The organism is Rhodococcus sp. BP-316 (genome assembly GCF_019836105.1).
GTDB lineage: Bacteria > Actinomycetota > Actinomycetes > Mycobacteriales > Mycobacteriaceae > Rhodococcoides.
On record NZ_JABUEE010000005.1, the window covers coordinates 130,265 to 154,482 of the forward strand.

At 70.1% G+C, this 24,218-nt stretch carries 21 protein-coding genes; 7 read left to right on the top strand and 14 right to left on the bottom strand.

The annotated features are described in order from the left end of the window. Window positions 1-16: 16 nt before the first annotated feature. A complete protein-coding gene (locus HQ312_RS11430) occupies window positions 17-838 on the top strand; it encodes an alpha/beta fold hydrolase (RefSeq protein WP_222638659.1) in 822 nt (273 codons plus the stop codon). Beyond that, window positions 835-1,137, top strand: coding sequence for an MGMT family protein (locus HQ312_RS11435; protein ID WP_222638660.1), 303 nt, complete (start codon window positions 835-837; stop codon window positions 1,135-1,137). The genes HQ312_RS11430 and HQ312_RS11435 overlap by 4 nt, the downstream gene beginning before the upstream one ends. A 7-nt stretch (window positions 1,138-1,144) precedes the next feature. Here HQ312_RS11435 and HQ312_RS11440 read toward each other — a convergent pair whose 3' ends face one another. Next, the gene (locus HQ312_RS11440; RefSeq protein ID WP_222638661.1) at window positions 1,145-2,626 is read right to left on the bottom strand and encodes a PLP-dependent aminotransferase family protein; all 1,482 of its coding nucleotides are present in this window, start codon (window positions 2,624-2,626) and stop codon (window positions 1,145-1,147) included. Window positions 2,627-2,701: 75 nt separating this feature from the next. Here HQ312_RS11440 and HQ312_RS21910 point away from each other — a divergent pair, with 75 nt between their 5' ends. Then, entirely contained in the window at window positions 2,702-2,836 is a 135-nt protein-coding gene (locus tag HQ312_RS21910; protein ID WP_261769634.1) for a hypothetical protein, read from the top strand. 33 nt (window positions 2,837-2,869) lie between these two features. Then, a complete protein-coding gene (locus HQ312_RS11445; protein WP_156380533.1) occupies window positions 2,870-4,666 on the top strand; it encodes an NTP transferase domain-containing protein in 1,797 nt (598 codons plus the stop codon). Here HQ312_RS11445 and HQ312_RS11450 read toward each other — a convergent pair. From HQ312_RS11450 to HQ312_RS11485, 8 genes are all read right to left on the bottom strand, one after another. Continuing rightward, a complete protein-coding gene (locus HQ312_RS11450) occupies window positions 4,608-5,336 on the bottom strand; it encodes a sirohydrochlorin chelatase (RefSeq protein WP_082544648.1) in 729 nt (242 codons plus the stop codon). The genes HQ312_RS11445 and HQ312_RS11450 overlap by 59 nt on opposite strands. After that, window positions 5,333-6,538, bottom strand: a complete 1,206-nt coding sequence (locus HQ312_RS11455) for a uroporphyrinogen-III synthase (RefSeq protein ID WP_222638778.1) — start codon at window positions 6,536-6,538, stop codon at window positions 5,333-5,335. Before HQ312_RS11455 ends, HQ312_RS11450 begins: the two co-directional genes overlap by 4 nt. Next, on the bottom strand, window positions 6,538-6,993 hold the full coding sequence (nirD, locus tag HQ312_RS11460) for a nitrite reductase small subunit NirD (RefSeq protein WP_222638662.1): 456 nt from the start codon (window positions 6,991-6,993) through the stop codon (window positions 6,538-6,540). Before nirD ends, HQ312_RS11455 begins: the two co-directional genes overlap by 1 nt. 132 nt (window positions 6,994-7,125) lie before the next feature. After that, entirely contained in the window at window positions 7,126-9,639 is a 2,514-nt protein-coding gene (gene nirB / locus HQ312_RS11465; protein ID WP_222638663.1) for a nitrite reductase large subunit NirB, read from the bottom strand. Between the two features lie 47 nt (window positions 9,640-9,686). Next, window positions 9,687-11,252 carry an FAD-dependent oxidoreductase gene (locus tag HQ312_RS11470; protein WP_222638664.1) on the bottom strand — a complete coding sequence of 522 codons (1,566 nt, stop codon included), beginning with the start codon at window positions 11,250-11,252 and terminating at the stop codon, window positions 9,687-9,689. Continuing rightward, complete coding sequence (locus HQ312_RS11475; RefSeq protein ID WP_222638665.1) at window positions 11,249-13,414, bottom strand: molybdopterin oxidoreductase family protein; 2,166 nt, start codon at window positions 13,412-13,414, stop codon at window positions 11,249-11,251. Before HQ312_RS11475 ends, HQ312_RS11470 begins: the two co-directional genes overlap by 4 nt. Beyond that, on the bottom strand, window positions 13,411-14,883 hold the full coding sequence (locus HQ312_RS11480) for a nitrate/nitrite transporter (RefSeq protein WP_374198294.1): 1,473 nt from the start codon (window positions 14,881-14,883) through the stop codon (window positions 13,411-13,413). Before HQ312_RS11480 ends, HQ312_RS11475 begins: the two co-directional genes overlap by 4 nt. Window positions 14,884-15,017: 134 nt before the next feature. After that, window positions 15,018-16,334, bottom strand: coding sequence for an MFS transporter (locus tag HQ312_RS11485; protein ID WP_056447820.1), 1,317 nt, complete (start codon window positions 16,332-16,334; stop codon window positions 15,018-15,020). Window positions 16,335-16,421: 87 nt separating this feature from the next. Between HQ312_RS11485 and HQ312_RS11490 the strand changes: the two genes are divergently transcribed. After that, entirely contained in the window at window positions 16,422-17,117 is a 696-nt protein-coding gene (locus HQ312_RS11490) for a FadR/GntR family transcriptional regulator (RefSeq protein WP_222638666.1), read from the top strand. Here HQ312_RS11490 and HQ312_RS11495 read toward each other — a convergent pair. The 3 genes from HQ312_RS11495 to HQ312_RS11505 all read right to left on the bottom strand — a co-directional run bounded on the left by HQ312_RS11495 (window position 17,114) and on the right by HQ312_RS11505 (window position 20,262). Further along, window positions 17,114-17,968: a TIGR02569 family protein gene (locus tag HQ312_RS11495; protein WP_027506841.1), complete on the bottom strand. Its 855-nt coding sequence runs from the start codon at window positions 17,966-17,968 to the stop codon at window positions 17,114-17,116. The two genes, HQ312_RS11490 and HQ312_RS11495, sit on opposite strands and share 4 nt — an antisense overlap. Window positions 17,969-18,050: 82 nt before the next feature. Further along, on the bottom strand, window positions 18,051-19,229 hold the full coding sequence (gene moeB / locus HQ312_RS11500) for a molybdopterin-synthase adenylyltransferase MoeB (protein WP_222638667.1): 1,179 nt from the start codon (window positions 19,227-19,229) through the stop codon (window positions 18,051-18,053). Between the two features lie 19 nt (window positions 19,230-19,248). Beyond that, window positions 19,249-20,262: a DUF3152 domain-containing protein gene (locus HQ312_RS11505; RefSeq protein WP_051613603.1), complete on the bottom strand. Its 1,014-nt coding sequence runs from the start codon at window positions 20,260-20,262 to the stop codon at window positions 19,249-19,251. Window positions 20,263-20,411: 149 nt separating this feature from the next. On the opposite strand from HQ312_RS11505, the gene HQ312_RS11510 reads away from it, so the two are divergent. Beyond that, window positions 20,412-21,062 carry a TetR/AcrR family transcriptional regulator gene (locus tag HQ312_RS11510; protein ID WP_027506843.1) on the top strand — a complete coding sequence of 217 codons (651 nt, stop codon included), beginning with the start codon at window positions 20,412-20,414 and terminating at the stop codon, window positions 21,060-21,062. Between the two features lie 83 nt (window positions 21,063-21,145). Here the strand turns inward: HQ312_RS11510 and HQ312_RS11515 are convergent, their stop codons facing one another. Together HQ312_RS11515 and HQ312_RS11520 are read right to left on the bottom strand one after the other, a co-directional pair. Beyond that, the gene (locus HQ312_RS11515; RefSeq protein WP_027506844.1) at window positions 21,146-21,379 is read right to left on the bottom strand and encodes a DUF3107 domain-containing protein; all 234 of its coding nucleotides are present in this window, start codon (window positions 21,377-21,379) and stop codon (window positions 21,146-21,148) included. A gap of 109 nt (window positions 21,380-21,488) precedes the next feature. Continuing rightward, complete coding sequence (locus HQ312_RS11520) at window positions 21,489-22,220, bottom strand: ferritin-like fold-containing protein (RefSeq protein ID WP_051613614.1); 732 nt, start codon at window positions 22,218-22,220, stop codon at window positions 21,489-21,491. Window positions 22,221-22,540: 320 nt separating this feature from the next. On the opposite strand from HQ312_RS11520, the gene HQ312_RS11525 reads away from it, so the two are divergent. Further along, on the top strand, window positions 22,541-24,211 hold the full coding sequence (locus HQ312_RS11525; protein WP_037186721.1) for a DEAD/DEAH box helicase: 1,671 nt from the start codon (window positions 22,541-22,543) through the stop codon (window positions 24,209-24,211). Window positions 24,212-24,218 lie beyond the last annotated feature (7 nt).

Sequence of the window (24,218 nt, forward strand, 5' to 3'; positions counted from 1 at the left end):
CCGCTCAGGAGACCCCATGCCGACGACCTCCGAATCCCCCGCCCCCACGACGGATGCCGACGACGTCGCCGTGTACGGCCCGGCGTCCGGACCGGTGGTCCTGGCGATCCACGGCATGACCGGCCACGGCAGGCGCTGGCATCGGTGGAGCGAGCACCTGCCCGAGGCCCGCGTCGTCGCTCCGGACCTGGTGGGTCACGGCAGGGCACCGTGGACTCCGCCGTGGTCGATCGAGCGCCAGGTCGATCGGCTGGCCGACGTCCTACGGGCCCACTCGGCCGGGCCCGTCGTCGTGGTCGGCCACTCCTACGGGGGCGCGCTCGCGATCCATCTCGCGAGGTCGTTCCCGTCGCTCGTCGCGGGACTGGTGCTGCTCGATCCCGCCATCGGCCTGCCGCCGGACTCGATGCTGGAGACGGCGCAGTCGACGGTGATGTACGACGACTACACCGATGCCGCGGAGGCACGCTCGGAGAAGCTCCACGGTGCGTGGTCCGACGTCCACCCGGCTCTCGTCGACGAGGAGATCGCCGAGCACCTGGTGGACACCGACGACGGGCGAGTGCGATGGCGGACGTCGACGGCCGCCGTCGTCGCGTCGTGGGGCGAGCTCGCGCGCCCGTTCGTGCTGCCGCCCAGTGACATTCCGGTCACCGTCGTGCGCGCCGCGCGGGCGGACCCGCCGTACCTCACACCGGAGTTCCGGGACGCACTCGTCCGCTCGTCGCCGGACGTGCGGATCGTCGACCTGGACTGCGACCACATGGTGCCGCAGGCGAAGGGTCCCGAATCGGCAGCTCTGGTCGACGAGATGATCCGACGCGTGACGACGTCGTGAGCCGCATCACCGACGAACAGGTCGAGGCCGTGCGCGCCGTCGTGGCCGCAGTCCCCGCGGGCAGTGTCACCACGTACGGCGACATCGCCCGGGTCGTCGGACTGCCAAGCCCACGCATCGTCGCGTGGATCATGCGGACGGACTCCTCCGATCTGCCGTGGCACCGGGTCATCCGTGCCGACGGCCGCCCGGCTCCCCACCTCGTGACACGTCAACTCGCGGCGCTGGCCGAGGAGGGGGTGTCGTCCGTCGACGGCCGCATCGCTCTGGCGTCGGTCCGGTACCGCCACGAGCCCTGATCGAGTGTCAGACCATCGCTTCGGGGACGGCGTGCGACGGAACGCTCTCGCGGGGCCCGGCATCGACTCCCGCTCCCACCAGTTCCGCGAGGACGGCGACCGCGTCCTCGATCTCCTCGGGGCTGCGGGAGAACGGGATGCGTTGGCACTCGTCGAAGGCGTATCCCGTCCCGAAGCGTGATCCGGGGGCGAGCAGCAGTCCGCGACCGCGGGCCGATTCCACCAGGTCCGTGGACCGGACGCCCGATGGCAGCGTGCACCACAGCGACAGTCCGCCGCGCGGCCGGTGGAACGTCCAGCCCGGCAGCGACCGCGTCACGGCCGCCATCGCCGTGTCGCGACCCGCCCGCAGCTGATCGGCGCGGTGCGCCACCACCGCGTCGTACTCGCCGAACAGTTCCACGGCCGTGTACTGATCCATCATCGACACCGAGAGCTGCCGCCTCGCGTAGGTCGTGGCCACGCGCGCCAGGTGCACCGGGTCCGCGCGCACCCACCCCACCCGCAGCCCGCCCCACACGGTCTTGCTCAACGATCCGACGGTGATGCAGGCGCGGTCCGGGACCGGTGCGCCGAACGGCTCGACGTCGGCGTCGCCGTCGAGACGGAGGTCGGCCGACGCCTCGTCCACCACGGTCACCACGGCGTGCCGATGCAGCGTGGCCGCGAGCCGACGCCGGGACGTCTCGGGCAACACCGCTCCGGACGGGTTGGAGTGGTCGGGCATCAGGTAGGCCAGTACCGGATCATGTTGCCGCGCAGCCCTGTCCATGTTCTCCACGAACGTGTCGGGATCATCCGGATCGATGGCCACCGGAACACACTTGCCACCCACGGCTCGCACCATGTCGATGGCGCCCGGGTAGGTCGGGTGTTCGGTCAGCACACGATTGCCCTGTTCGACGAAGGTGTCGATCACGGCGTGCAACGCATCGCTGGCGCCCGCGGTCACGAGAATCTGGTCGGCGCTGGTGGGGAGCCCGCGAGCGGAGTAGTACCGGGCGATCGCCTCGCGCAGTCGGCCCACGCCGGTGGGTACGTAGCCGACGTGCAGTCCCGTCGTACTCAGCGCGCGGGCAGCAGCGTCGTAAGCGGGTCCCAGCAGGGCCGAGGCCGGCGGTGCGGCGTTGACGAACTCGAGCACGCCCGGTTGGGTGCCGCGCAGGATGCCGCCCCACGGCTGACTGTCCCCGCGCGGAACGACGAAGGTGCCCGCCCCGTGCACCGACACCGCGATGCCGTGTTCACGGAGTTCGCGATAGGCCGACGCGACCGTCACACGGCTGACCCCCAGCACCGACGCGAGGACGCGCTCCGCGGGCAGGCGGGCATCGGCGGCCACCGCGCCTTCCTCGACGAGACGGTGCAGTTCCTGCGCGAGTCCGAGGTACAGGGACCGACTGTCCCGCGCGACGGCGGTCATGTCGATCGCGGCGGCGAGTGCGCGCGCCGACAACCCGTCGCGCAGCCGTGCGGGAGTGGATGCCATGCCGCCACTATGCCACAGTCCACTCGAGTCCAGTGGACTGCTCCACCAGGCCTCTCGCCGGTCGAGACTCTGTCCATGATCGTCATCGGAACACTTCTGGCCCTGTCCACTCTCAGCATCGGGTTCGGCGCCGTCGCCGTCGCGGGCGGCGGTCGCCACTCTCTCGAGGGCCCACCGCGCAGTCGGCCCGTGTCCACCACCGGTCGATGAGGCTGCCGCGTCGCCTCCACTACTGTGGATCACATGTCGGGACGCACAGCGCGCACGGACGCGCTGATACTCGCCGGCGGACGCAGCTCACGGATGCAGGGAACCACCAAGCCTGCCGCGCTCGTGGACGGAGTCACCCTCGTCGATCGGGTGCTGGGAGCGACGTCGTTCTGCACCGTCACCGTCCTCGTCGGACCGGACGACGTGACTGCCGACCCGCCGGGACCGAGGCGTGTCCGCCGCACCCGCGAGGACCCGCCGTTCGGAGGCCCGGTACGTGCGTTGGCGGCCGGGCTGGCCGTCACCGTCGACGACGGTGACGGTCCGCGGGAGAACGACGTCGTGTTGACCCTGTCCGCCGACCTGCCGTACATCACCGAGCCTGCACTCCGACTGCTCGTGCGAGAACTGCTGCGAGACACGACAGTCGAAGCAGTGTTCGGAACCGACTCGACCGGTCGCACCCAGTACCTCGTGGGCGCCTGGCGTCGCGACGCCCTCGTTCGAGGCGTCACCGCCGCGCTCGCACGCTGTCCGGCGGACGCCGAGCGCGGCCCGTCCATCCGCGACGCCCTGCCGGACGTCGTGGGCACCGTGGCGCTCACCGGCATCGACGACGTGGACACGCCCACCGAACTCGCGGCCGTCCGCACCGCGTCGAGACGCCCCTCCGTCGAGGTGGCGCGCGTCCTCGTGGGGAGCAGACTCACCGCGATCACACCTCGTACCGCGTCCCTGGCCGACAGCCTCGGCGGCACGCTCGCGGAGCCGCTGATCGCCGCGCGCCCGTTTCCGAGCTTCGTCACGTCCGCGATGGACGGCTACGCCGTGCGCGGCGACGGACCCTGGCACGTCGACGACGCCGTGGTGGTCGCCGGCGCCACCGACGACGTCGTCCTCGACACCGGCCACGCGGTGCGCATCGCCACCGGCGCAGCGGTTCCGGCGGAGGCGGGCGTGGTACGCGACGAGTTCGTCGTTCTCGACGACGACGGTCTGCTCCACCGGTCGGACGGCGCACCCGTGCGCGACGACGCCCGCAGTGTCGCCGAGGACTGGGACGGCGGAAGCGAACTCGCGCCGGCGGGCACCGTCATCTCCCCCGCCGTCGTGTCGGCCGCGCTCTCTGCCGGCGTGATCCGGGCGTCGACGCGCCCCGCCCCGACCGTCCGACTCGTTCTCACGGGCGACGAGATCGGCGACGACACCGCGCCGGTGGCCGGGCGCATCCGCGACACCATCGGGCCGGTCATGCCGACGTACCTACGGTCGTGCGGGTTCGCACTCGCCGACGTCGCGCACTGCGCCGACACCGACGATGCCTTCGACGCGGCGATCCACGGCGGTGCGGACTCCGCACCGCCGGACGTCGTCGTCATCATCGGCGCGACCGGCGGCGGCGCCGCGGATCGACTGGACGACGCACTTCGACGTGCCGGAGCACACCGTGTCGTCGACGGACTCGCCTGTCGCCCCGGCGGTTCCGCCTCCGTCTCGGAGCTGCCCGATCATCGCGTGGTCCTGGGTGTTCCCGGCAATCCGTATGCCGCCGTCACCACGGTGATGCTGCTCGGGCCCGCCATCGCCGCGGCCTTGACCGGACGGTCCGTCCCGATACCGCTGACCGGAACACTGGCCACCGAGGTCGATGCCGGTGACGTCACTCGAGCCCTGCCCGCGTCCTACCTCGGTGCGGGTACCTGGCGGTGCGAGAGCTCTGTGCGTACAGCACATCTCGCCGCGCTGGTGGGCCGTGACGGCATCGCCGTCGTCACTGCAGGCCGGAGTCCGGGCGCTCCCGTCGAGATCGTGCCGCTGCCGCAGAGATGACGTCGGCACCCTCGCGGTAGCGATCGACGAGCAGCTGCACCACTCCCCCGTGCAGCCCCAGCGGTTCGGTGACACCGTCCGCTCCAGCGGACCGCAACCTCGTGTGAAAGAGACCGGGCGCCAACAGGTACGAGGCGACGAAGACCTTCTCCCCGGTGGCCTTCAGAGTGGGGACCAGGTCCGCCGCGCGCGGCTCGCCCGTGGCGACGTAGGCGACGGTGACCGCCGATCCGGTGACGGCGGCGAGCTGATCCGCCGCGGTGTGCACGTCGTCGAGGGCCCGCACGTCGGAGGAGCCCGCCGCGGCGAGGACGATGCGATCGCCGGTCGTCCATCCGATCTGCTCGAGCCTGTCACGCAGTACCCGCGCCAGGTCGAGATCCGGGCCCAGTGCGCGGGTGACGTGGACGTCGTCGTGACCGCTCTCGGCGATCTCGCGGGGCACGTCCGCGTGCACGTGATAGCCCGAGGCCAGGAAGGCGGGCACGACCACGACGGGACCGTCGACATCGCGCAGAACCTCCGATGGAGTGGGTCCCAGCACGTCGACGAAGGCGACCCGCACCGGGCCCACGTGCGGAGCCACGGCGTCGGCCAGCGCGGCGATCACCTCGACGCCGGCGGGGTTGCGCGTGCCGTGCGCGACGAGGACGAGTCGAGGATCGCTCACGATGCCTCCCCCGTCCGGCCGAGGCCGCCGCCCGGAGCACTCGACACGGCGTCGATCAGGTCGTCCGCGCTGTCGTCGACGGCGAGGCGGTATCCCCGCTTGACGACGGTCTGGATCGCTCTGGGTGCGCCGAGCGCGGACCGCACTCGCGCCATGGCCGTCTCGACGGCATGGGTGTCGCCGCCCCCACCCGGCAGAGCGGCGAGCAGGTCCTCGCGGGAGACCACCTGCCCGGGACGGCGAGCGAGAGTCTTCAGCACGGCCATGCCCGCTGGTGACAGAGCCTTGGGTGTGCCGTCGACGACGACGCACGCGCCGAGAACGCGCAACTCGTGACCGCCAGCCCGGACGATGCCCGCTCGACGCGGAAGTTCGTCGGCGACGTGGCGCACGAGAGCTCCGACACGCGCCCGCGCGGGCGCCGTCGTGGGAACACCCAGTACGTCGAGCGGAGCGGAGGTCACGGGCCCGACGCACACGGCGAGCACCCGATCGCGGAACGACTGCAGCATCGGTTCCAGCACACCGTTCTCCTTGGCGCGCATCAACATCGAGGCCACGGCGGGGGCACTGGTGAAGGTCACCGCATCGAGGTCACCACACAGTACGGCCTCGATCATGCGGTCCATCGGTGCCGAGTCGTCGGGTTGCACCCAGCGGTAGACCGGAACCGGGATGACCGTCGCGCCGGCCTCCCGCAGCACCTCGCAGAAGTCCGGAACCGGCTCCCACTCGGTGGTGGCGCCGTGCAGTTGCACCGCGACGCGGACGCCGTCCACACCCTCCGCCAACAGATGTTCCAGCACCTCCGCGGACGACTCGGACTCCGGTGACCACTCCTCGCGCAGACCTGCTGCACGGATGGCTCCCTTGGCCTTCGGCCCACGGGCGAGGATGCGGGTGCCTTCGAGGGCCCGAGTGAGCTCCTCGGCGTCGCCCCACCCGTCGGCGGCCTCCATCCAGCCACGGAAACCGATGCCCGTGGTGGCCACGGTGACAGCCGGCGGAAACTCGATGATCTCGTGGGTACGACGACCGAGCTCCGCATCGTCCGACAGCGGAATGATCCTGATCGCCGGGGCGTGCACCACGTTCGCTCCGCGCCGTACCAGCAGCGAGGCCAGTTCGTCGGCGCGTCGAGCCGCGGTGACGCCCACGGTGAACCCCGCGAGGGGAGCGTCGGACGAGGTCGGCTGATCGATCACGGGGATGTCGTCTCCGTTCCACTTCTCGGCCGGACGGATGTGCCCGAGGTCTGGGTCGATGCGCCCGAGGGCTGGGCGGACACTGCGACGACGCCGTCGATCACGGTGACCTCGTGTACCGCCAAGGTCGTGTCCGGGTCGTCGAGGCAACGGCCGTCCACCAGCGAGAATACCTGCTTGAGCAACGGCGACGCGACGGTCGGCTCGCCGCCGCGGTCCCCGACCAGTCCGCGCGACATCACGGCGGCCCGTCCGAAGGGGTCGATGTTGCTCACGGCGAACAGCTCCTCGTCACCGGTGCGGAACAACGCCACCTGCGCCCCGGAGGGCAGCAACACGGCGACTCCCCGACCCGGGGTGAGTTCCGAGAGTGCGAGTGCGGTGATCCACTCGTCGGTGTCGCCGCTGGTCTCGGTCGTGGAATGGCGAGGTGCTGAGTCGATGACAGTCATGGTGGTCCTCCCTGGGGACAGTTCTACGGGGCTGGTGTTACTCGGCCGTTACGGCGACATGACGGGCCACATCTCGGCCGGCCTCCGGCCTTCCCGGCCACATCTCGGCCGGCCTCCGGCCTTCCCGGCCACTCACCCGACCGGAACGGACGGCATCCCCATCAGGACCGGAACCTTGCGGGCACCGGACTCGTCGAACGAGACGGTGGGGTCGGACTCCTCCGGGGCGTTGACGAACGAGACGAAGCGCGCGAGCTTGGTCTCGTCCTCCAACACACCCCGCCACTCGTCCCTGTAGCCCTCGACGTGCGACGCCATCGCTGCCTCGAGGTCCGCGGCGATACCCAGGCTGTCCTCGCACACGACGGCGCGCAGGTGGTCGAGTCCGCCCTCGAGACTCTCGACCCACGGCGCCGTGCGCTGCAGGCGGTCCGCCGTGCGCACGTAGAACATGAGGTACCGGTCGATGTACCGGACGAGGGTGGTGTCGTCCAGCCCCGACGCGAGGAGTTGCGCGTGCTTGGGCGACTGCCCACCGTTGCCGCCGACGTACAGGTTCCACCCACTCTCGGTCGCGATGATGCCGACGTCCTTGCCGCGCGCCTCGGCGCATTCGCGGGCGCAGCCGGACACACCGAACTTGATCTTGTGCGGGGACCGCAGACCCCGGTAGCGCTTCTCGAGGTCGACGGCCATGCCCACGGAGTCCTGCACGCCGTAGCGGCACCACGTGGACCCGACGCAACTCTTCACGGTGCGCAACGACTTCCCGTAGGCCTGACCCGACTCCATGCCGGCGTCGACCAGTCGCTTCCAGATGGCGGGGAGCTGCTCCACGCGCGCGCCGAACATGTCGATGCGCTGACCACCCGTCACCTTGGTGTACAGACCGAAGTCGCGTGCCACCTCACCGATGACGATCAATTGTTCGGGAGTGCACTCCCCACCCGGCATCCGCGGCACGACGGAGTAGGTGCCGTTCTTCTGGATGTTGGCGAGGAAGTGATCGTTGGTGTCCTGCAGTGCAGCCTGCTCACCGTCGAGGATGTGCTCCGAGGACGTGGACGCCAGGATCGAGGCCACGACCGGCTTGCAGATGTCGCAGCCGGCGCCGCGGCCGTGAGCGGCGACGAGACCGGAGAACGTGCGGATGCCCGCGCCGGCGACGATCTCGAACAACTCGCGCCTCGACTGGGAGAAGTGCTCGCACAGGGCCTTCGACATGACCACGCCCGACGCGGCGAGCAACTGCTTGATCGTGGGAAGACAGCCACCGCATGTGGTGCCGGCGTCGGTGCAGGACTTGACCGAGGCGATGTCGCAGGCGCCCGCAGCGATGGCCGAGCAGATGGTCCCCTTGTCCACACCGTTGCACGAGCACACCTCGGCATCGTCGGGAAGCGCTCCGGCGCCGAGCTTCTCGCCGCTCGGCGAGATCAGTGCAGCCGGATCGCCCGGGAGTTCGCGGCCGACGAGCGGGCGCAGCGTCGCGTACGCCGACGCGTCCCCCACCAGGATGCCGCCGAGCAGAGTCCTCGCGTCGTCCGACAGCACGAGCTTGGCGTAGGTGCCCTTCGCGGCATCGTTGAGCACCACCTCGAGTGCGCCCTCGGTGGCGCCCATCGCGTCCCCGAAACTGGCGACGTCGACACCGAGCAGTTTGAGCTTGGTCGAGAGGTCCGCGCCCGGGAACTCGGCGGTACCGCCGACGAGCCGATCGGCGACGACCTCCGCGCTGGAGTACCCCGGAGCGACGAGGCCGTAGCACCGGCCCTCGATGGCCGCACACTCGCCGATGGCGTAGATCGCGGGATCCTCGGTACGGCAACCGATGTCGGTGAGGATGCCACCACGCTCGCCGACCGGGAGGCCGCTGGTACGGGCGAGAGCGTCCTGCGGGCGGACACCCGCCGAGAACACCAGCAGGGCGGCGTCGATGACGCTGCCGTCCGCCAGAGTGACGTCGATGCCGTGATCGTTCTCGGCGATGGCCGAGGTGCCGACACCGGCGTGGACGGTGACACCGAGCTCGGTGACGAGCTTCGCCAGGACCGCACCGCCGCCCTCGTCGACCTGCAGCGGCATCAGTCGCGGCGCGAATTCCACCACGTGCGGCGTCATGCCCATCTGCTTCAGGGCGTTCGCGGCCTCGAGACCGAGCAGGCCGCCGCCGACGACCACTCCCACCGCGCCGGGGCCGGCCGCGTCGGCGCAGGTGCGGATGCGATCCAGGTCGTCGATCGTGCGATAGACGAAGCAACGATCGAGGTCGTGCCCCGCGATGGGCGGGACGAACGGGTAGGACCCCGTGGCCATGACCAGAGCGTCGTACGGCACCGCCGCACCGTCCGAGGTGGTGACCACCCGAGCGTCGCGGTCGATCGACTCGGCCCGCACGCCGGTACGGAGGGTCACCGCGGTGTCCCCGACATAGTCGTTGCCCGCCAACGCGAGTTCCTTGTGGTCCCAGGCGCCGACGTAGGACGAGAGCCCGACGCGGTCGTAGGCGGGGAGGGCCTCCTCGCACAGGACGGTGACGGACCACTCGCCGGCCGTGTCGCGTGCGCGCAGCGCCTCGACGAACCGGTGGCCCACCATTCCGTGTCCCACCACCACGGCTGTGCGGTGAGCGGTCTGGTCGGTCATGACAATCTCCTCGGGAAACGGTGAACGGGTGGTGTGACTCGGGTCGGTCATGCGGTGACCGGGAAGGCCGGAGGCCGGCCGTCTGTGACCGGGAAGGCCGGAGGCCGGCCGTTGTCGGGGACCGGGAAGGCCGGAGGCCGGTCGTTGTCGGGGACGGGATCCGCTCGGTGCAGCCAGTCGCAAAGGCCGTCGACGACGCCCACGCAGCTACCGCAACCGGTGGTGGCGCGGGTCTTCTCGGCCATGGCCTCGGGGGTGTGGGCACCGCCGCGCCACGCGCTGACCAAGTGCTTCTTGGTGACGGTGTTACAGCGGCAGATCACGGCTGCGTCGGGCATGGTCGACGGGTTGGCGCTCTCGGTGGGGCCACCGACGAGGTGCCCGAGCAGCAGGGTCATACGGTCGACGGGGACGAGCGATCCGCCGTCGAAGTACTGGCTGAGCGTTCCGACGACTTCCGGGTTGCCGAGCATCACCGCGCCGACCAGGCGGTCCTTGCGGACGACGACCTTCGCGTACCGGCCGCGGGTGGGGTCGCTCATGACCAGGACCTCGGACTCGGTGTCGTTCGGGTCGACGTCGATCTCGCCCATCGAGGCGAGGTCGACGTCGTGCGCCTTGAGGCGGGTGATCTGCGCGGTGCCGTGGTACTCGGCGCGGGACGCGCTGCCGCACAGCTGGTCCGCGACCACCCCGGCCATTTCCCAGGCGGGCTGGACCAGGCCGTAGACCTCACCGCGGTGCTGGGCGCACTCGCCGATCGCGCGGATGTGCGGGTCGGAGGTGCGCAGGTCGTCGTCGACGACGACAGCGCGGTCGACGTCGAGCCCGGCCGCGACGGCGAGGTCGATGTTCGGACGGATCCCGGCCGCGACGACGACCAGGTCGGCGGGCAACGCGCTGCCGTCGGACAACACGAGTTCGCGCGCGCCGTCGGGCGCGGTACGCAGAGCCTCGGCCCGAGCGCCCAACGCCACGTCCATCCCCAGCTCTCGCAACACTCGGGTCAGTACGGCGCCGCCACCGGCGTCCATCTGCTTCTCCATCGGATACGCGCGGGGGTGGACGATGGTGACGTCCGATCCGCGCATGAGGGCGCCGCGTGCGGCTTCGATGCCGAGAAGCCCGGCGCCGATCACGACGACGCGGGAACCGGGTCCCGTTGCTGCGGTGATGGCGTCGCAGTCGGCGAGAGTGCGGAACGCCACCACACCGTCCGCGGGGTGACCGTCCGCGTCGGTCATGCCGGGCGCGGGCGGCAGGAAGGACCGCGACCCGGTGGCGAGGACGAGCGTGTCGTAGGTGTCCGTGGACCCGTCCGAGCGCGTGATCGTGCGGCGCTCGCGATCGATCGACGTGACCGCGACCCCGATGTGCGTCTCCAGACCGTTGCGCTCGCACCAGTTCTCGGGCTTGATTCGAGTGTCCCTCGGGGTCAGGTGCCCGGCGACCACGTTGGAGAGCAGGATGCGGTTGTACGCGGCGTGATTCTCGTCGCCGTAGACGACCACCTGGACGCGGGCCGCATCCGCGTCGCGTCGGTGGATCTCCTCCTGCAACCGGGCACCGGCGAGGCCGTTCCCGACCACGACGACGCGATGAGGTGCACTCATGCGGTCTCCCCGTCCGTCGCGCCGACCAGGTGCGCGGCGATGCGCACCGCGCAGACCTTGAACTCGGGCATCCGGCTGGTGGGATCGAGTGCCGGGTTGGTCACGAGGTTGGCGCGCGCCGCATCGGCGAAGTGGAACGGCAGGAACACCGTGTCGAGCCGCATCGACGCGTCGCACCGCACGCGGGCGACGACCGTTCCGCGGCGCGAGACGACGTCCGCGTCGTCGCCGTCCTCGAGCCCCGCGCGACCGGCGGTGTCCGGGTGGACCTGGACGAACATCGGGCCTGCCGCCTCCGACAGGGACGGCACGCGCCGGGTCTGCGCACCGGACTGGTAGTGCGTGAGCACCCGCCCCGTCGTCGCGAGGAGAGGAAAGTCGGCGTCGGTGGGTTCTGCGGGCCCGACCTGGTCGACCGTGACGAAACGTGCTCGCCCGGTAGGTGTCTCGAAACGATCGAGGAACAGTCTCGGTGTGCCGCCGTGCGTCTCCGACGGTACCGGCCAGTGCAGCGCCTCCCCGGCGTCGAGACGCTCGTAGGTCACGCCCGAGTAGTCGGCGATGCCACCGCGGGACGCTCGGCGCAACTCCTCGAACACCGTCCGTGCGTCGCGGGGGAAGCGGTCGGCGGGCTGGCCCAGGCGAACGGCGAGATCGGCGAGGATGTCGAGCTCCCCGCGCGCGCCCTCGGGAGCGTCCACGGCCCTGCGCCGGCGCAGGATGCGGCCCTCGAGAGAGGTCATGGTGCCCTCCTCCTCGGCCCACTGCAGCGTCGGCAGCACCACGTCGGCCATCGCGGCAGTCTCGGAGAGCACGAAATCGGTGACGACGAGCATCTCGAGTGAGGCGAGCCGATCGACGACGTGACCGGCCCGCGGGGCCGAGACGGCGATGTTCGAGCCGTGCACCATGAGCGCGCGGGGACCACCGGGGGTGCCGAGGGCGTCGAGCAGTTCATAGGCGCTCAGTCCCGCACCCGGGAGTGCGGACTCCTCGATACCCCAGAGGGCGGAGATGTGTTCACGCGCTGCGGGATCGGTGATCTTGCGGTATCCGGGAAGCTGGTCCGCCTTCTGCCCGTGCTCGCGTCCGCCCTGTCCGTTGCCCTGGCCGGTGATGCAGCCGTATCCGGTTCCGTGTCGTCCGCACAGCCCCAGCACGAGAGAGAGTCCGATGACGGCCGAGACCGTGTCGGTTCCGGACGCGTGCTGTTCGGCTCCACGGGCGGTGAGCACGTAGGCGCCCGTACCCGCGTCCCGTGACTGCGCCAGCAACCGCACCGTCTCCCGCAGGCGAGCGACGGGAACGCCGGTGACGCGCTCGGTCCGCTCCGGCCACCACTGCGCCGCCGCCGTCCAGAACTCGTCGAAACCCTCGGTGCGTGAGTCGATGTAGTCGCGATCGGCGTACCCCTCGACCACTGCCAGGTGCACCAGGCCCAGTGCGAGGGCCAGGTCGGTGCCCGGCGACAGTTGCAGGTGCACTCCGCCGGCGGACACCGCCCGGTCCACCGTCGCGGTGCGCCGTGGGTCGGCGACGATGAGCCCGCCCGCGTCGGCGGCGGTCCGGAGATGCTGCACGAAGGGGGGCATCGTCTCCGCGACGTTGCCGCCCAGCACCAGCACGGCCCGCGCGGAACCGATGTCCGCCAACGGGAACGGCAGTCCTCGGTCGATTCCGAACGACTTGTTGCCGGCGGCCGCGGCCGACGACATGCAGAACCGCCCGTTGTAGTCGATGTTCGACGTGCCCAGCGCGACACGGGCGAACTTGCCGAGCATGTAGGACTTCTCGTTGGTCAGCCCGCCCGCCCCGAAGATCCCGACCGCGTCGGCGCCGTGCTCGGCCCGGACGCGTCGAAGCGTCGTGGCCACCGCGTCGAGTGCGGCGTCCCAGGTCGTCGGGACGAGTTCCCCGTCGACACGCACCAGTGGTGTGGTGAGCCTGCCGGGCACTCGCAGCACCTCGGCGGCGGTCCACCCCTTCTGGCAGAGACCACCCTTGTTGGTCGGGAACTGGCGGGCCTCGATCCCGGCGCTCGCTGCATCCGTGCCGGTGACGGTCATCGCGCACTGCAGCCCGCAGTACGGGCAGTGCGTCGCCGTTCCTGCTCGGGTGGCCGGTGGCCGAAGGGTCTCCGGCACGGATGCAGCGACGGTCATACGGTGACCACGTCCTGCTCGTTCGCGGTACGCGCGCCGGATCGGCGGAGGTACACGGCCCACGTGGCCGCGGCGCAGAGGACGTAAAAGACGAGGAAGACCCAGAAGGCGGACGTCGCCGATTTCTCCGCGCCCGAGTACGACGCGCGCAGGACCAGGTTGATGCCCACTCCACCGAGCGCGCCGATCGCACCGGCGATACCGATGAGCGCACCGGACATCCGGCGGGACCACGCGGCCTGCTCGGTGGCCGACATCCCCACCAGCAACTTCGACTTCGACGCGAAGATCGCCGGGATCATCTTGTAGACGGAGCCGTTACCGAGCCCCGAGAGCACGAACAGCAGGATGAAGCCGACGACGTAGAACACCATCATCGATCCGGTCGCCGCTCCGGCCGTGGCGCCGTCCGTCATCGACGTCGCGACGAGGATGCCGGCGGAGAAGATCATCGCGACGAAGGTGTACATCGTGATGCGGCCGCCGCCGACGCGGTCGGCGAACTTGCCGCCGATCGGTCGGGACAGGGAACCGAGGAGCGGGCCGATGAACGCGATCTGAGCGGCGTGCAGGGAGGCCTGTGCCTGCATGGCCGGGGTGACCGCACCCCCGTCGGCCAGACCGGCGAGGAAGTTGATCTGCAAGATCTGCCCGAACGCGAAGCTGTAACCGATGAACGACCCGAACGTACCGATGTAGAGGAACGCGATCCACCACGAGTCGGAGAAGCGCAGCACGTCGATCATGGAGCGGCCGTTGGTCTTCTGGTTGTCCAGGTTGTCCATGTACAGGGCCGCGCCCACGGCGGCGACCGCGATCAGGACGAGGTAGACGGCGCACACGATCTCGGGTGCGGTGTTGCCCACCGTCGCGATGACGAGGAGCCCGATGAGTTGGATGACGGGGACACCGATGTTGCCGCCGCCTGCATTCAGTCCGAGAGCCCACCCCTTCTCACGCTGGGGATAGAAGGCGTTGATGTTGGTCATCGAGGAGGCGAAGTTGCCGCCGCCCAGTCCCGCGAACGCGGCCACGACGAGATACGTCGTGTACGAGGCGGGATTCATCATGAAGTACAGCGTCAGCACGGTCGGGATCAGCAGCACGAGGGCGCTGAAGATCGTCCAGTTACGGCCGCCGAACTTCGCGGTGGCGAACGTGTACGGGATTCGCAGGATGGCGCCGACCAATGTCGGCACGGCCACCAGGAAGAACTTCCCGGCCGGGTCGATGCCGTACTGCGCCATCGGCATGAAGAGCACCATCACGGACCAGATGGACCAGATGGAGAAGCCGACGTGCTCCGCGACGACGGACCAGATCAGGTTGCGGCGGGCGATGTGCTTGCCGCCGGCCTCCCAGGCCTCGACGTCCTCCGCGTCCCAGTTCGTGATGTGGTGCTTACGAGCGACTGCACCGGGGGCACCGGTGGGCGCCGTGGCAGCGCCGGTATCCGACAAGCTGGTCACGAGTGGCCTCCTGATCTCTGGGGAAGCCCAAAGATAGGAAAACCATGTTGCGGGGGCGCTGCACGCTGTGACCCGTGCGTGAACTTGACCTCACGTCCGTGTTTCCGGGTTGGTGAGGGTCTGCTTCGTGAGGGTCAGGGTCGCGACTGAGCCTGGCGGACGGGCCCGTCCTCGAGGACGCGCGGACGGCAGGCGGCCTTGGCGGCGACCAGCAGCACGGCGATGCCGCACGTGAGGAACGCGAACGACCACTCCCAGCCCCCGGTGTTCTCGTGCAGCACACCGAAGAGAATGGGGCCGGCGCAGGCGATGGTGTACCCGACTCCCTGCGTGAAGCCGGACAGGGATGCCGAGCCGACGGCCGTGCGCGTGCGCAGATTGATGAGCGTGAGCGACATCGGGAACGTCGTCGGACCTGCACCGACCAGGATCAGCCACAGCACCGTGCCCGTCGCGGGCGCCCACAGCAGGCCCGCGAAGCCTGCGAGATAGCAGACCGCGCAGCCGATGACGATGGGATAGGGGTCGACCATCCGACTGGTGAAGGACGGCGCGAGCAGGGAACCTGCGAGACCGACCGCGGCGAACACCCCGAGCGAGGCACCGGCGGCACCCTCGCTGATTCCGGCCTCGACCAGGAGGGAGGGCAGCCACGTCAGCATCGAGTACGTGACCATGGACGTCATCGCGAACATGCCGGCCATCCCCCAGCCGAGCGAGGTGCGCCAGACCGGGACGGGCGGCGCCACCGGCTGGGCCGACGGCTCGGTGAGCGGCCCGTCGAGCTCGGCCTCCACGGCGGCGTCCTGCGCCGGAGCCTCCGCACCGCGCACTGCGGGGGCGGCGGGGCGAGTGCGTCGCGTCAGCACGATGGCCGTCCACGGCACCACGGCGGCGACGGCGGCCACACCCCACATCGCGAGCGACCAGCGCCACCCGACCGCGTCGGCGACGGGGACCGCCGTGAGCGACGGGACGATGGTGCCCAGCTGCAGGAGGCAGATGTAGACGGTGCTCATCATGGCGAGCCGGTCGGAGAAGTAGCGCTTGACCAGCGGCGGGATGACCACGTTGCCGATACCCATACCGGCCAGGGCGACCGCGGAGAGTAGCGCCAGCGACCCGAGCCCGGGGGCGAACGCCCGCGCGAAGATGCCGACACCGGTCAGAGCCGCCGCGGCGAGTGCCGTCCGTTCGAGTCCGAGACGAGTCGCGATGACCGGGGTGAGCACGCCGAACAGCGCGAACATCGCGGTCGGGAGCATCCCGAGGAGCCCGATGGCGCCGGCGCCGAACCCGAGGTCGTCGCCGATCCGGGGGAACAGCGGCGACACCGAGGTGACCGCTGCCCGAAGTGTGAACGCGGACAGGATGAGTGCCGCGAACACCAACAGCCGTCCCTGCAGTGTCGAGCGTGACCCGGGCTCGGCAGTGGTGGCGGTCGCAGTCATGGGACGAATCATAGGATGATCCGACCTGTCTGGCAAAGGACTATTAGACTGGCCGAGACCGACACCACACGAGAGAAAGACACTGACGTGCAACCCGTACGCCGACAGAGCCTCATCGGGCAGGTCACCGACCAGTTACGAGGCGAGATCGAGTCCGGGACGTGGGCCGTCGGTACGCGGATACCCACAGAACCTGAGTTGACCGAGCTGACCGGCACGGGACGCAACACCGTTCGCGAGGCCGTCCAGGCTCTGGTGCATGCGGGCATGCTCGAGCGGCGCCAGGGATCGGGCACCTACGTGCTCGCGTCGTCGGAGATGCCGTCGGCCCTCGGCAAGTACTTCTCGACCGCGCGGCGACGCGACGTCCTGGAGCTGCGGCGGGCGCTCGACATCACCGCGGCCACACTGGCCGCCGAGCGGCGGACCGACGAGGACGTCCGGATGCTCGAGGACACCCTGGCGCATCGGACCGCACTGTGGGACGTCGACCGCACCCGGGCCCTGCATCTCGACGTGTCCCTGCACCGTGCCATCGTCGCGGCCAGCCACAACAGCATCTACCTGGAGGTCTACGACTTCCTGCTCCCCAGTATCGAGGAGACCATCCTCGACCACGACGCCGATTCCGACCGTGCGTTCCACGAGGAGCACGCGGCCCTGGTCCGAGCGGTCGTGTCCGGGGACGCCGACGCGGCGGCCACCGCCGCACGCTGCTTCTTCACCGAGCTCGCCGCGGACGGTGCCGATGATCGGGACACCGGCGCACTGCCGACCGACTAGAGGATCAGGCGCACCAGATCGGCGGTACGGGCCAGACCGGGAAACGCCTCGGCGGTCGAGCGCGGATGCAGAGCGTGCACCGCGAGGCGGAACATCACCGCCCGCAACAACATCTGCGGCCACTCGGGGAGATCCTCCCAGCGGCCGATGAGCCCGTCGTCCGCGCCGCCCCAGGAGAGCGCGTCGACGACCACCACGGCCGCGGCCCACGACGCGGGGCGCCAGTACGGGGTGATGTCGGTGATACCGGGAGCCTGCACGCCGTCGAACAGCACCGTGCCGAACAGATCTCCGTGCACCAACTGGTCGGGCTCGCGCACCGGCCGACGCAGGGTGGCCAGCTGACCGATCACCTCGACACTGCGCACACCGTCCGGCGACGTCGGCTCCACCGCTCCCCCGGCACGCGCGGAGCGGAACGGAACCTGTTCCCACGCAGCACGATCAGCGGCGACGAACACGTCCACGTCACTCCACGGCGCGACCGGCGTCTGGGTCAGGAACCGCGGCTTCTCGAGCTGCGACGTCGCGACGTGCAGCCGGGTCGCCAGCGAGACGACCTCGTCGTGGCGGGGTTCGGGAACCCCCTCGATGTACGTGTCCGCGCGCCATCCGGACACGACGTAGCGGCCGTCGGTCGACCGCACCGGCCGTGCGAGCCGAACCCCCTCCACCGCAAGGGTTTCGCGCACCTTCGCCGACCAGGCACCGCGGGCGTGATCGGCCACCGGGGACAGGACGACGTCACCGAGACGCCAACCGCCGTCCCAGTCCGCTCCCAGAGCCACCGGCGCGACGTCTCGGAGCCCGAACGTGCCGATGACGTGCTGGGGAGGTTCCGCCGATGTCATGACGGCCACCGTACCGCCGCCGCGGTGCGAGTCCGCAGACCCCGGTGAGCGCGTGTCCCGGCACGCGTGACCGAACCCGGTGTCAGTACGTCGGGACGGTGGGGTCGACGTCGCGCGCCCACGCCTCGAGTCCGCCGCGCAGGTGGTGGACGTCGGCCATGCCGGCGGACCGCAGGACCGCGAGTGCCTCGGCCGAGCGGACACCCGTCTTGCAGTAGAGCACCACCGGCCGGTCCGTCGGCAGCGACGCGACCGCGTCACCGGCCACCACCGTCGGCAGAGGCATCAGCGTTGCGCCGTCGAGGTGCACGATGTCCCACTCGACCGGATCCCGCACGTCGATCAGTGCCACCGGGGCACCGCCGTCCAGCAGCGCGCGCACGGCCGCCGGATCGAGGTCGCCGTCCACCGAGTCCACCGACGGCAGGGGCGAGGCCACACCGCAGGACACCTCGTAGTCCTCCTCCACCTCGGACACCCGCACGCGACCGGGGTCCCGGCGCAGGGTGACCGTGCGGAAGGTCATGGTGCGCGCGTCGTAGACCAGCAGACGCCCGAGCAGCGTGTCGCCCATGCCCGTCACCAGCTTGACGGCCTCGGTCGCCATGATCGAGCCCACGACCCCGCAGAGCACGCCCAGCACGCCGGCCTCCGAACACGACGGCACAGTGCCCGGCGCGGGCGGATCCGGGTAGAGGTCCCGGTAGTCGACGCCGAGACCGCCGGGTGCGGCGTCCCAGAACACGGACACCTGCCCGTCGAAGCGATAGATGGATCCCCACACGTACGGGATGCCGGCGACGGCGGCCGCGTCGTTGACGAGGTACCGCGTCGCGAAGTTGTCGGTGCCGTCCACCACCAGGTCGTACTGGCGGAAGAGGTTCACCGCGTTGCGGGGCTCGAGCCGGACCTGGTGCAGCCGGACCTCGACGGTGGAGTCCACAGCCCGGATCGACTCGCGGGCGCTGACCGACTTCGGCCGACCGATGTCGGCCTCGCCGTGGATGATCTGTCGCTGCAGGTTGGAGGCGTCCACGTCGTCGAACTCGACGATGCCGAGGGTGCCCACGCCCGCCGAGGCGAGATACAGCAGCACGGGCGAACCCAAGCCGCCGGCACCGATCACCAGGATTCTCGCGTTGCGTAGACGCCGCTGGCCCAGCACTCCGACGTCGGGTAGCAGCAGGTGTCTGCTGTACCGAGCGACCTGCTCGCGGCTCAGCTCCGGGCCCGGTTCCACCACCGGGTCGACGATCGTCATGCTCCTCGTACCTCCCCGGTCAGGCCCTGGGGTACGGCCAGGGGTTGAAGCGACAGGTCTTGCCGTCCATCGGCACCACGCCCGCAGGATCGAGTACCGCGATGTCGTCGTTCGCCGTGCCGAAGGTCTGCTGCATCATGATCGGGGCCAGGCCACCGTCGGTCTCGCAGGGCTGGTGCGCCTGGTACCCGATCGCGTGGCCCACCTCGTGGTTGATCTGGTACTGCCGATACGACCCGATGTCGCCCTGGAACGCCACGGCGCCGCGCACCCAGCGCGGCTCGTTCAGCACCACCCTGCCGATACCGGGGTTGTAGCAGGACACCTCGAGCTGGATGTCGTACCCACACGCGTCGCGGATGGTCATCTGCGACGTCAGCGAGACCCGGAAGTCCGGATCACCGGTGTCGACGCGGCGGAACGCGAAACGCTGATCGTTCGTCCAGCTCTTGGGATTGGCGAGAGTCTGGTCGACGAGGCGACCGAACGACTCGTCGCCTCCGAAGCCCGTCGTGTCCACGCCGTCCTCGATCTCGACGGTGTAGGTGAACGTGCGTTCGGTGCCCTGGCCCACCTGGTCGGTGACTCCCGGCACCACGCGCCACGTGCCTGCGCCCTGCACCGCGAACTGACCGCCGTCGGGCAGCTGACCACTGGACACCGTCTCGGCGAAGTTCCCGTCGGCCTGCGGCGGGACACCGATGATGCCGGTGTCGTCGGTCGTGTTGCTCAGCGCGGGGAATCCGGGTGCCGAGTCCGTCGTGGACGCGGTTCCGGGATCGCGTATCGCGTCGACGACCACGAGCACCGTCACGACCGCGAGGATCGGGATCGCGTAGGCGCGCCAACCGTAGGTCGACGTGAACCGCCCCAGCCGGCTCTGCTTCCGGGCGCTGCGCTCCGGCCGTGCGGCGCGTGTGCGTCCGGGATCGACCGCGGTGGGATCCCACTGGGCGCGCAGAGGCTGATGCGAGCGTCGCGCACGGTCGTCACGCGTCGCAGGCTCTCTCTGCGGTTGCCGTCGGTCACTCACCGATCCAGGTTCTCACACGCGTCTGCGGCCTTCGGTCGGCGCGCCGGGGTATCGTCGTCACGATCCGGAAGAACTTTCATGCCGCGTAGTTCCGATGTCTGAGTGATCCTCGTCCACCGGTGTCGCGGCGGATGGGACACACGAAACACATGACAGACGTCGCCGACCGAAGCTCCTCCGTGGGCGGGACCGGGAGTGGCCGGCGCAGTGCTCGACTGCCCCGTGATGCACGCCGCGCCCAACTCCTCGCCGCTGCCGGGGAGATCTTCGTCGCCCGCGGGTACCACGCCGCGGGGATGGACGAGATCGCGGAATGCGCGGGCGTCAGCAAACCTGTTCTGTACCAGCACTTCCCCGGCAAGCTCGACCTCTACGTCGCGGTGCTGCAGAACTACGTCGACAGCCTCATCTCGGGTCTGCGCCAGGCGCTGCGGTCGACGACGGACAACCACAAGCGCGTCCGGGCCGCCGTGCTCGCGTTCTACGATTTCGTCGACAACGACAGCCAGGGATTCCGCCTGGTGTTCGAGTCGGACCTCATGGGCGATCCTCAGGTGCAGAGCCGCGTCGATCAGGCCACCGAGGCCTGCGTCGACGCCGTGTTCGACCTCGTCAGCCACGACTCCGGACTCGACCCGCACCGCGCCCGCATCCTCGCCGTCGGCCTCGTGGGCGCGAGCCAGTTCACCGCCCGCTACTGGCTCGAGGCGGATCGTCCCATCACCAAGGAGGAAGCGGTGGACACCACCGTCACCCTCGCCTGGGGTGGACTCTCGCACGTCCCCCTGCAGTCCCAGTAGGCGACGCACCCCGGTCCCACGAACCACGACGGCCCCGCACCAGCAGGTGCGGGGCCGTTCCTCGTGCGCGGTGGGCGCGTCGGTCAGGCGGTGCCGGACGACGCGAAACCGACCCGACGACTGTCGGACGGACCTATCTCCACGTACGCGAGCTTGCCCGCGGGCACCAGGAACTTGCGGCCCTTCTCGTCCACCAACGACAGCACACCCTCGCCGCCGAAGGCCTTCGAGACCAGGGTCTCCACCTCGTCGGGCGTCTGCGCGCTGTTGATGACCAATTCCCGTGGGCTGTCCGAAATTCCGATCTTGACCTCCACGGCCGACCTCCGAAACGTTGTCGCGAACCTGCTGTCCACTTCAGGTTAGAGCAGCACCGGCCGCCGGTGAGTGCGTGACGCACACGCCCACAGCGAACACCGACACGAGTCAGACGAGGCCGAGAATCGCCATCCGCTCGGAATGCCGGACCTGCATGCGGTCGAACAGCGCCACGATGCCGTTGAAATCGCCCGACGCCGTCATGACCAGTTCGGTCAGCTCCTCGCGCTGCGCCAGGACGAACTGCGCCTGGGTGATGGCCTCCCCGAGCAGGCGGCGTCCCCAGAGCATCAACCGGTCCTTGTCCGCGGCACTCGCCGCGACACGCGCCACCACCTCGGTGACGACGAACTCCGAGTGGCCCGTCTCGGCGAGCACCTCGCGCACGGTGGCGGCGATGTCGTCCGGGAGGCTGTGCGCGATCTCGCGGTAGAAATCGGCGGCGAGGCCGTCTGCGACGTAGGTCTTGACGAGCACCTCCATCCACGTCGAGGGCAGCGTCGAGGCATGGTAAGCGTCGAGAGCGGCGGCGAAAGGCTCGGTGACCGACAGGACGTCGCGCCCGCGCTCCGCGAGGGCCGCCTCGAGCACCTCGAAGTGGTTCATCTCGGCGGCCGCCATGCTCGCCATGGCGATGCGGTCGCCGAGCGTCGGGGCCATCCGAGCGTCGTCGACCAACCGGTAGAACGCCGAGATCTCGCCGTACGCGAGAACGCCCAGGAGACTGATGATTCCGGGGTGATCACCCGGCACGGTTCCCCCGGTCGCAAGGCCCTCGTCGGACCCGGACGGGACGTTCGGAGTGGACCCGCCGTGCTGTGGATCCGAATCTGTTCGCATGGCTGCCGAGACTACCGTCGACACGGCTCGCGCGAGCGGAACCGCGGCGTCGGGTGCCGACCAGGTAGAATAGGTCGCGAGCACGCTCCACCGGCGCCGGCAGCAGGGACCGAGACGGTCCGCACGCCGGCCCGACGCACCGTGGTCACCTCTGTCGGAGGCGATCGCGGCGAGCACCGGGAGCCGTGCTCACGACATTGTGCGCGCACCTGATTCGTGTCTGCCGCCGATCGTGTCGCCGCATCTGCGGCCGACCCCGATCGCGCCTGTCGACGAATCGAGGGTTTCGACACCGGCCGCGGAGCGGCCTGGCCCTCGTCGTGCGTGCGAGGCGAGAGACGAGAAAGGCCGAAACACTGAGCAAGATCACTGTGGACCACGAGACCGACGACGTGGCGGAGACCACCGTCTCGGCCACCCTGGACACCACCCACACTCCCCCGACCTTCGCCGAGCTGGGCGTTCACCCCGAGATCGTCCGTGGGTTGACCGACATCGGCATCGAGCGCACGTTCGCGATCCAGGAACTCACGCTTCCCCTGGCACTCGCGGGCGACGACCTCATCGGCCAGGCCCGCACCGGCATGGGCAAGACGTTCGGCTTCGGCGTCCCGCTGCTGCACCGTCTCGCCACCGGTCCGGCCGACGGCTCGGGCACCACGGTCCTGGACGGCACCCCGCGTGCGCTGATCATCGTTCCCACGCGCGAGCTGTGCGTCCAGGTCACCTCCGACCTGGAGAACGCGTCGAAGCACCTGCACTCGGCCAACGGTCGCGTGAAGGTCATGTCGATCTACGGCGGACGGCCCTACGAGGCCCAGATCGAGACCCTGCGGACCGGCGTCGACGTCGTCGTCGGCACCCCCGGACGACTTCTCGACCTGGCCAAGCAGGGCCACCTCGTCCTGGGCAAGGTCGGCGTCCTGGTGCTCGACGAGGCCGACGAGATGCTGGACCTGGGCTTCCTCCCCGACATCGAGCGCCTCATGAGCATGGTGCCGGAGAAGCGTCAGACCATGCTGTTCTCGGCGACCATGCCCGGGCCGATCATCACGCTCGCCCGCACGTTCCTCACTCGGCCGACGCACATCCGCGCCGAGGAGGCCGAGTCCTCCGCGATCCACGAGCGCACCGCCCAGCACGTCTACCGGGCACACGCACTGGACAAGGCGGAGATGGTCGCGCGGGTGCTGCAGGCCGAGGGCCGCGGCGCCACGATGATCTTCACGCGCACCAAGCGCACTGCCCAGAAGGTCGCCGACGATCTCGCCGAGCGCGGATTCTCCGTCGGCGCCGTCCACGGTGATCTCGGGCAGGTCGCCCGCGAGAAGTCGCTCGCGGCGTTCCGCTCCGGCAAGATCGACGTGCTCGTCGCCACCGACGTCGCGGCGCGCGGTATCGACATCGACGACGTCACCCACGTCATCAACTACCAGTGCCCCGAGGACGAGAAGACGTACGTCCACCGCATCGGACGTACGGGTCGTGCGGGCCGCACCGGTATCGCCGTCACGCTGGTCGACTGGGACGACATCCCCCGCTGGCAGCTGATCGACAAGGCCCTGGGCCTCGACATCCCCGACCCGGTGGAGACGTACTCCAGCTCCGAGCACCTGTACGCGGAACTGAACATCCCGCACGGCACCACGGGCAGCATCGCGAAGCGGCGCGCCGAGACTCCCGCCGCCGAGAAGACGGACACCCGCTCGAGCCGGAGCGAGAACTCGGACCAGGCGTCGGACGGCGAGGCCACCACCACGTCGCGCCGGAGCCGGTCACGTCGCCGCACCCGCGGCGGGGGCCACGCCGACGCTGCCGCCACCGCGGACAGTTCGGCCACGACAGGTCCCGCCGAGGCGTCCGGTGACGGATCCACGTCGGACAAGCCCCGTCGTCGGCGTCGACGCCGGTCGTCCGCCGGGTCCGCGGCGCACGCCGGTGAGAACGGCGCGTCGGCGGAGGCCTCGTCGTCCGCCGGTACGTCCGACTGACCGTCAC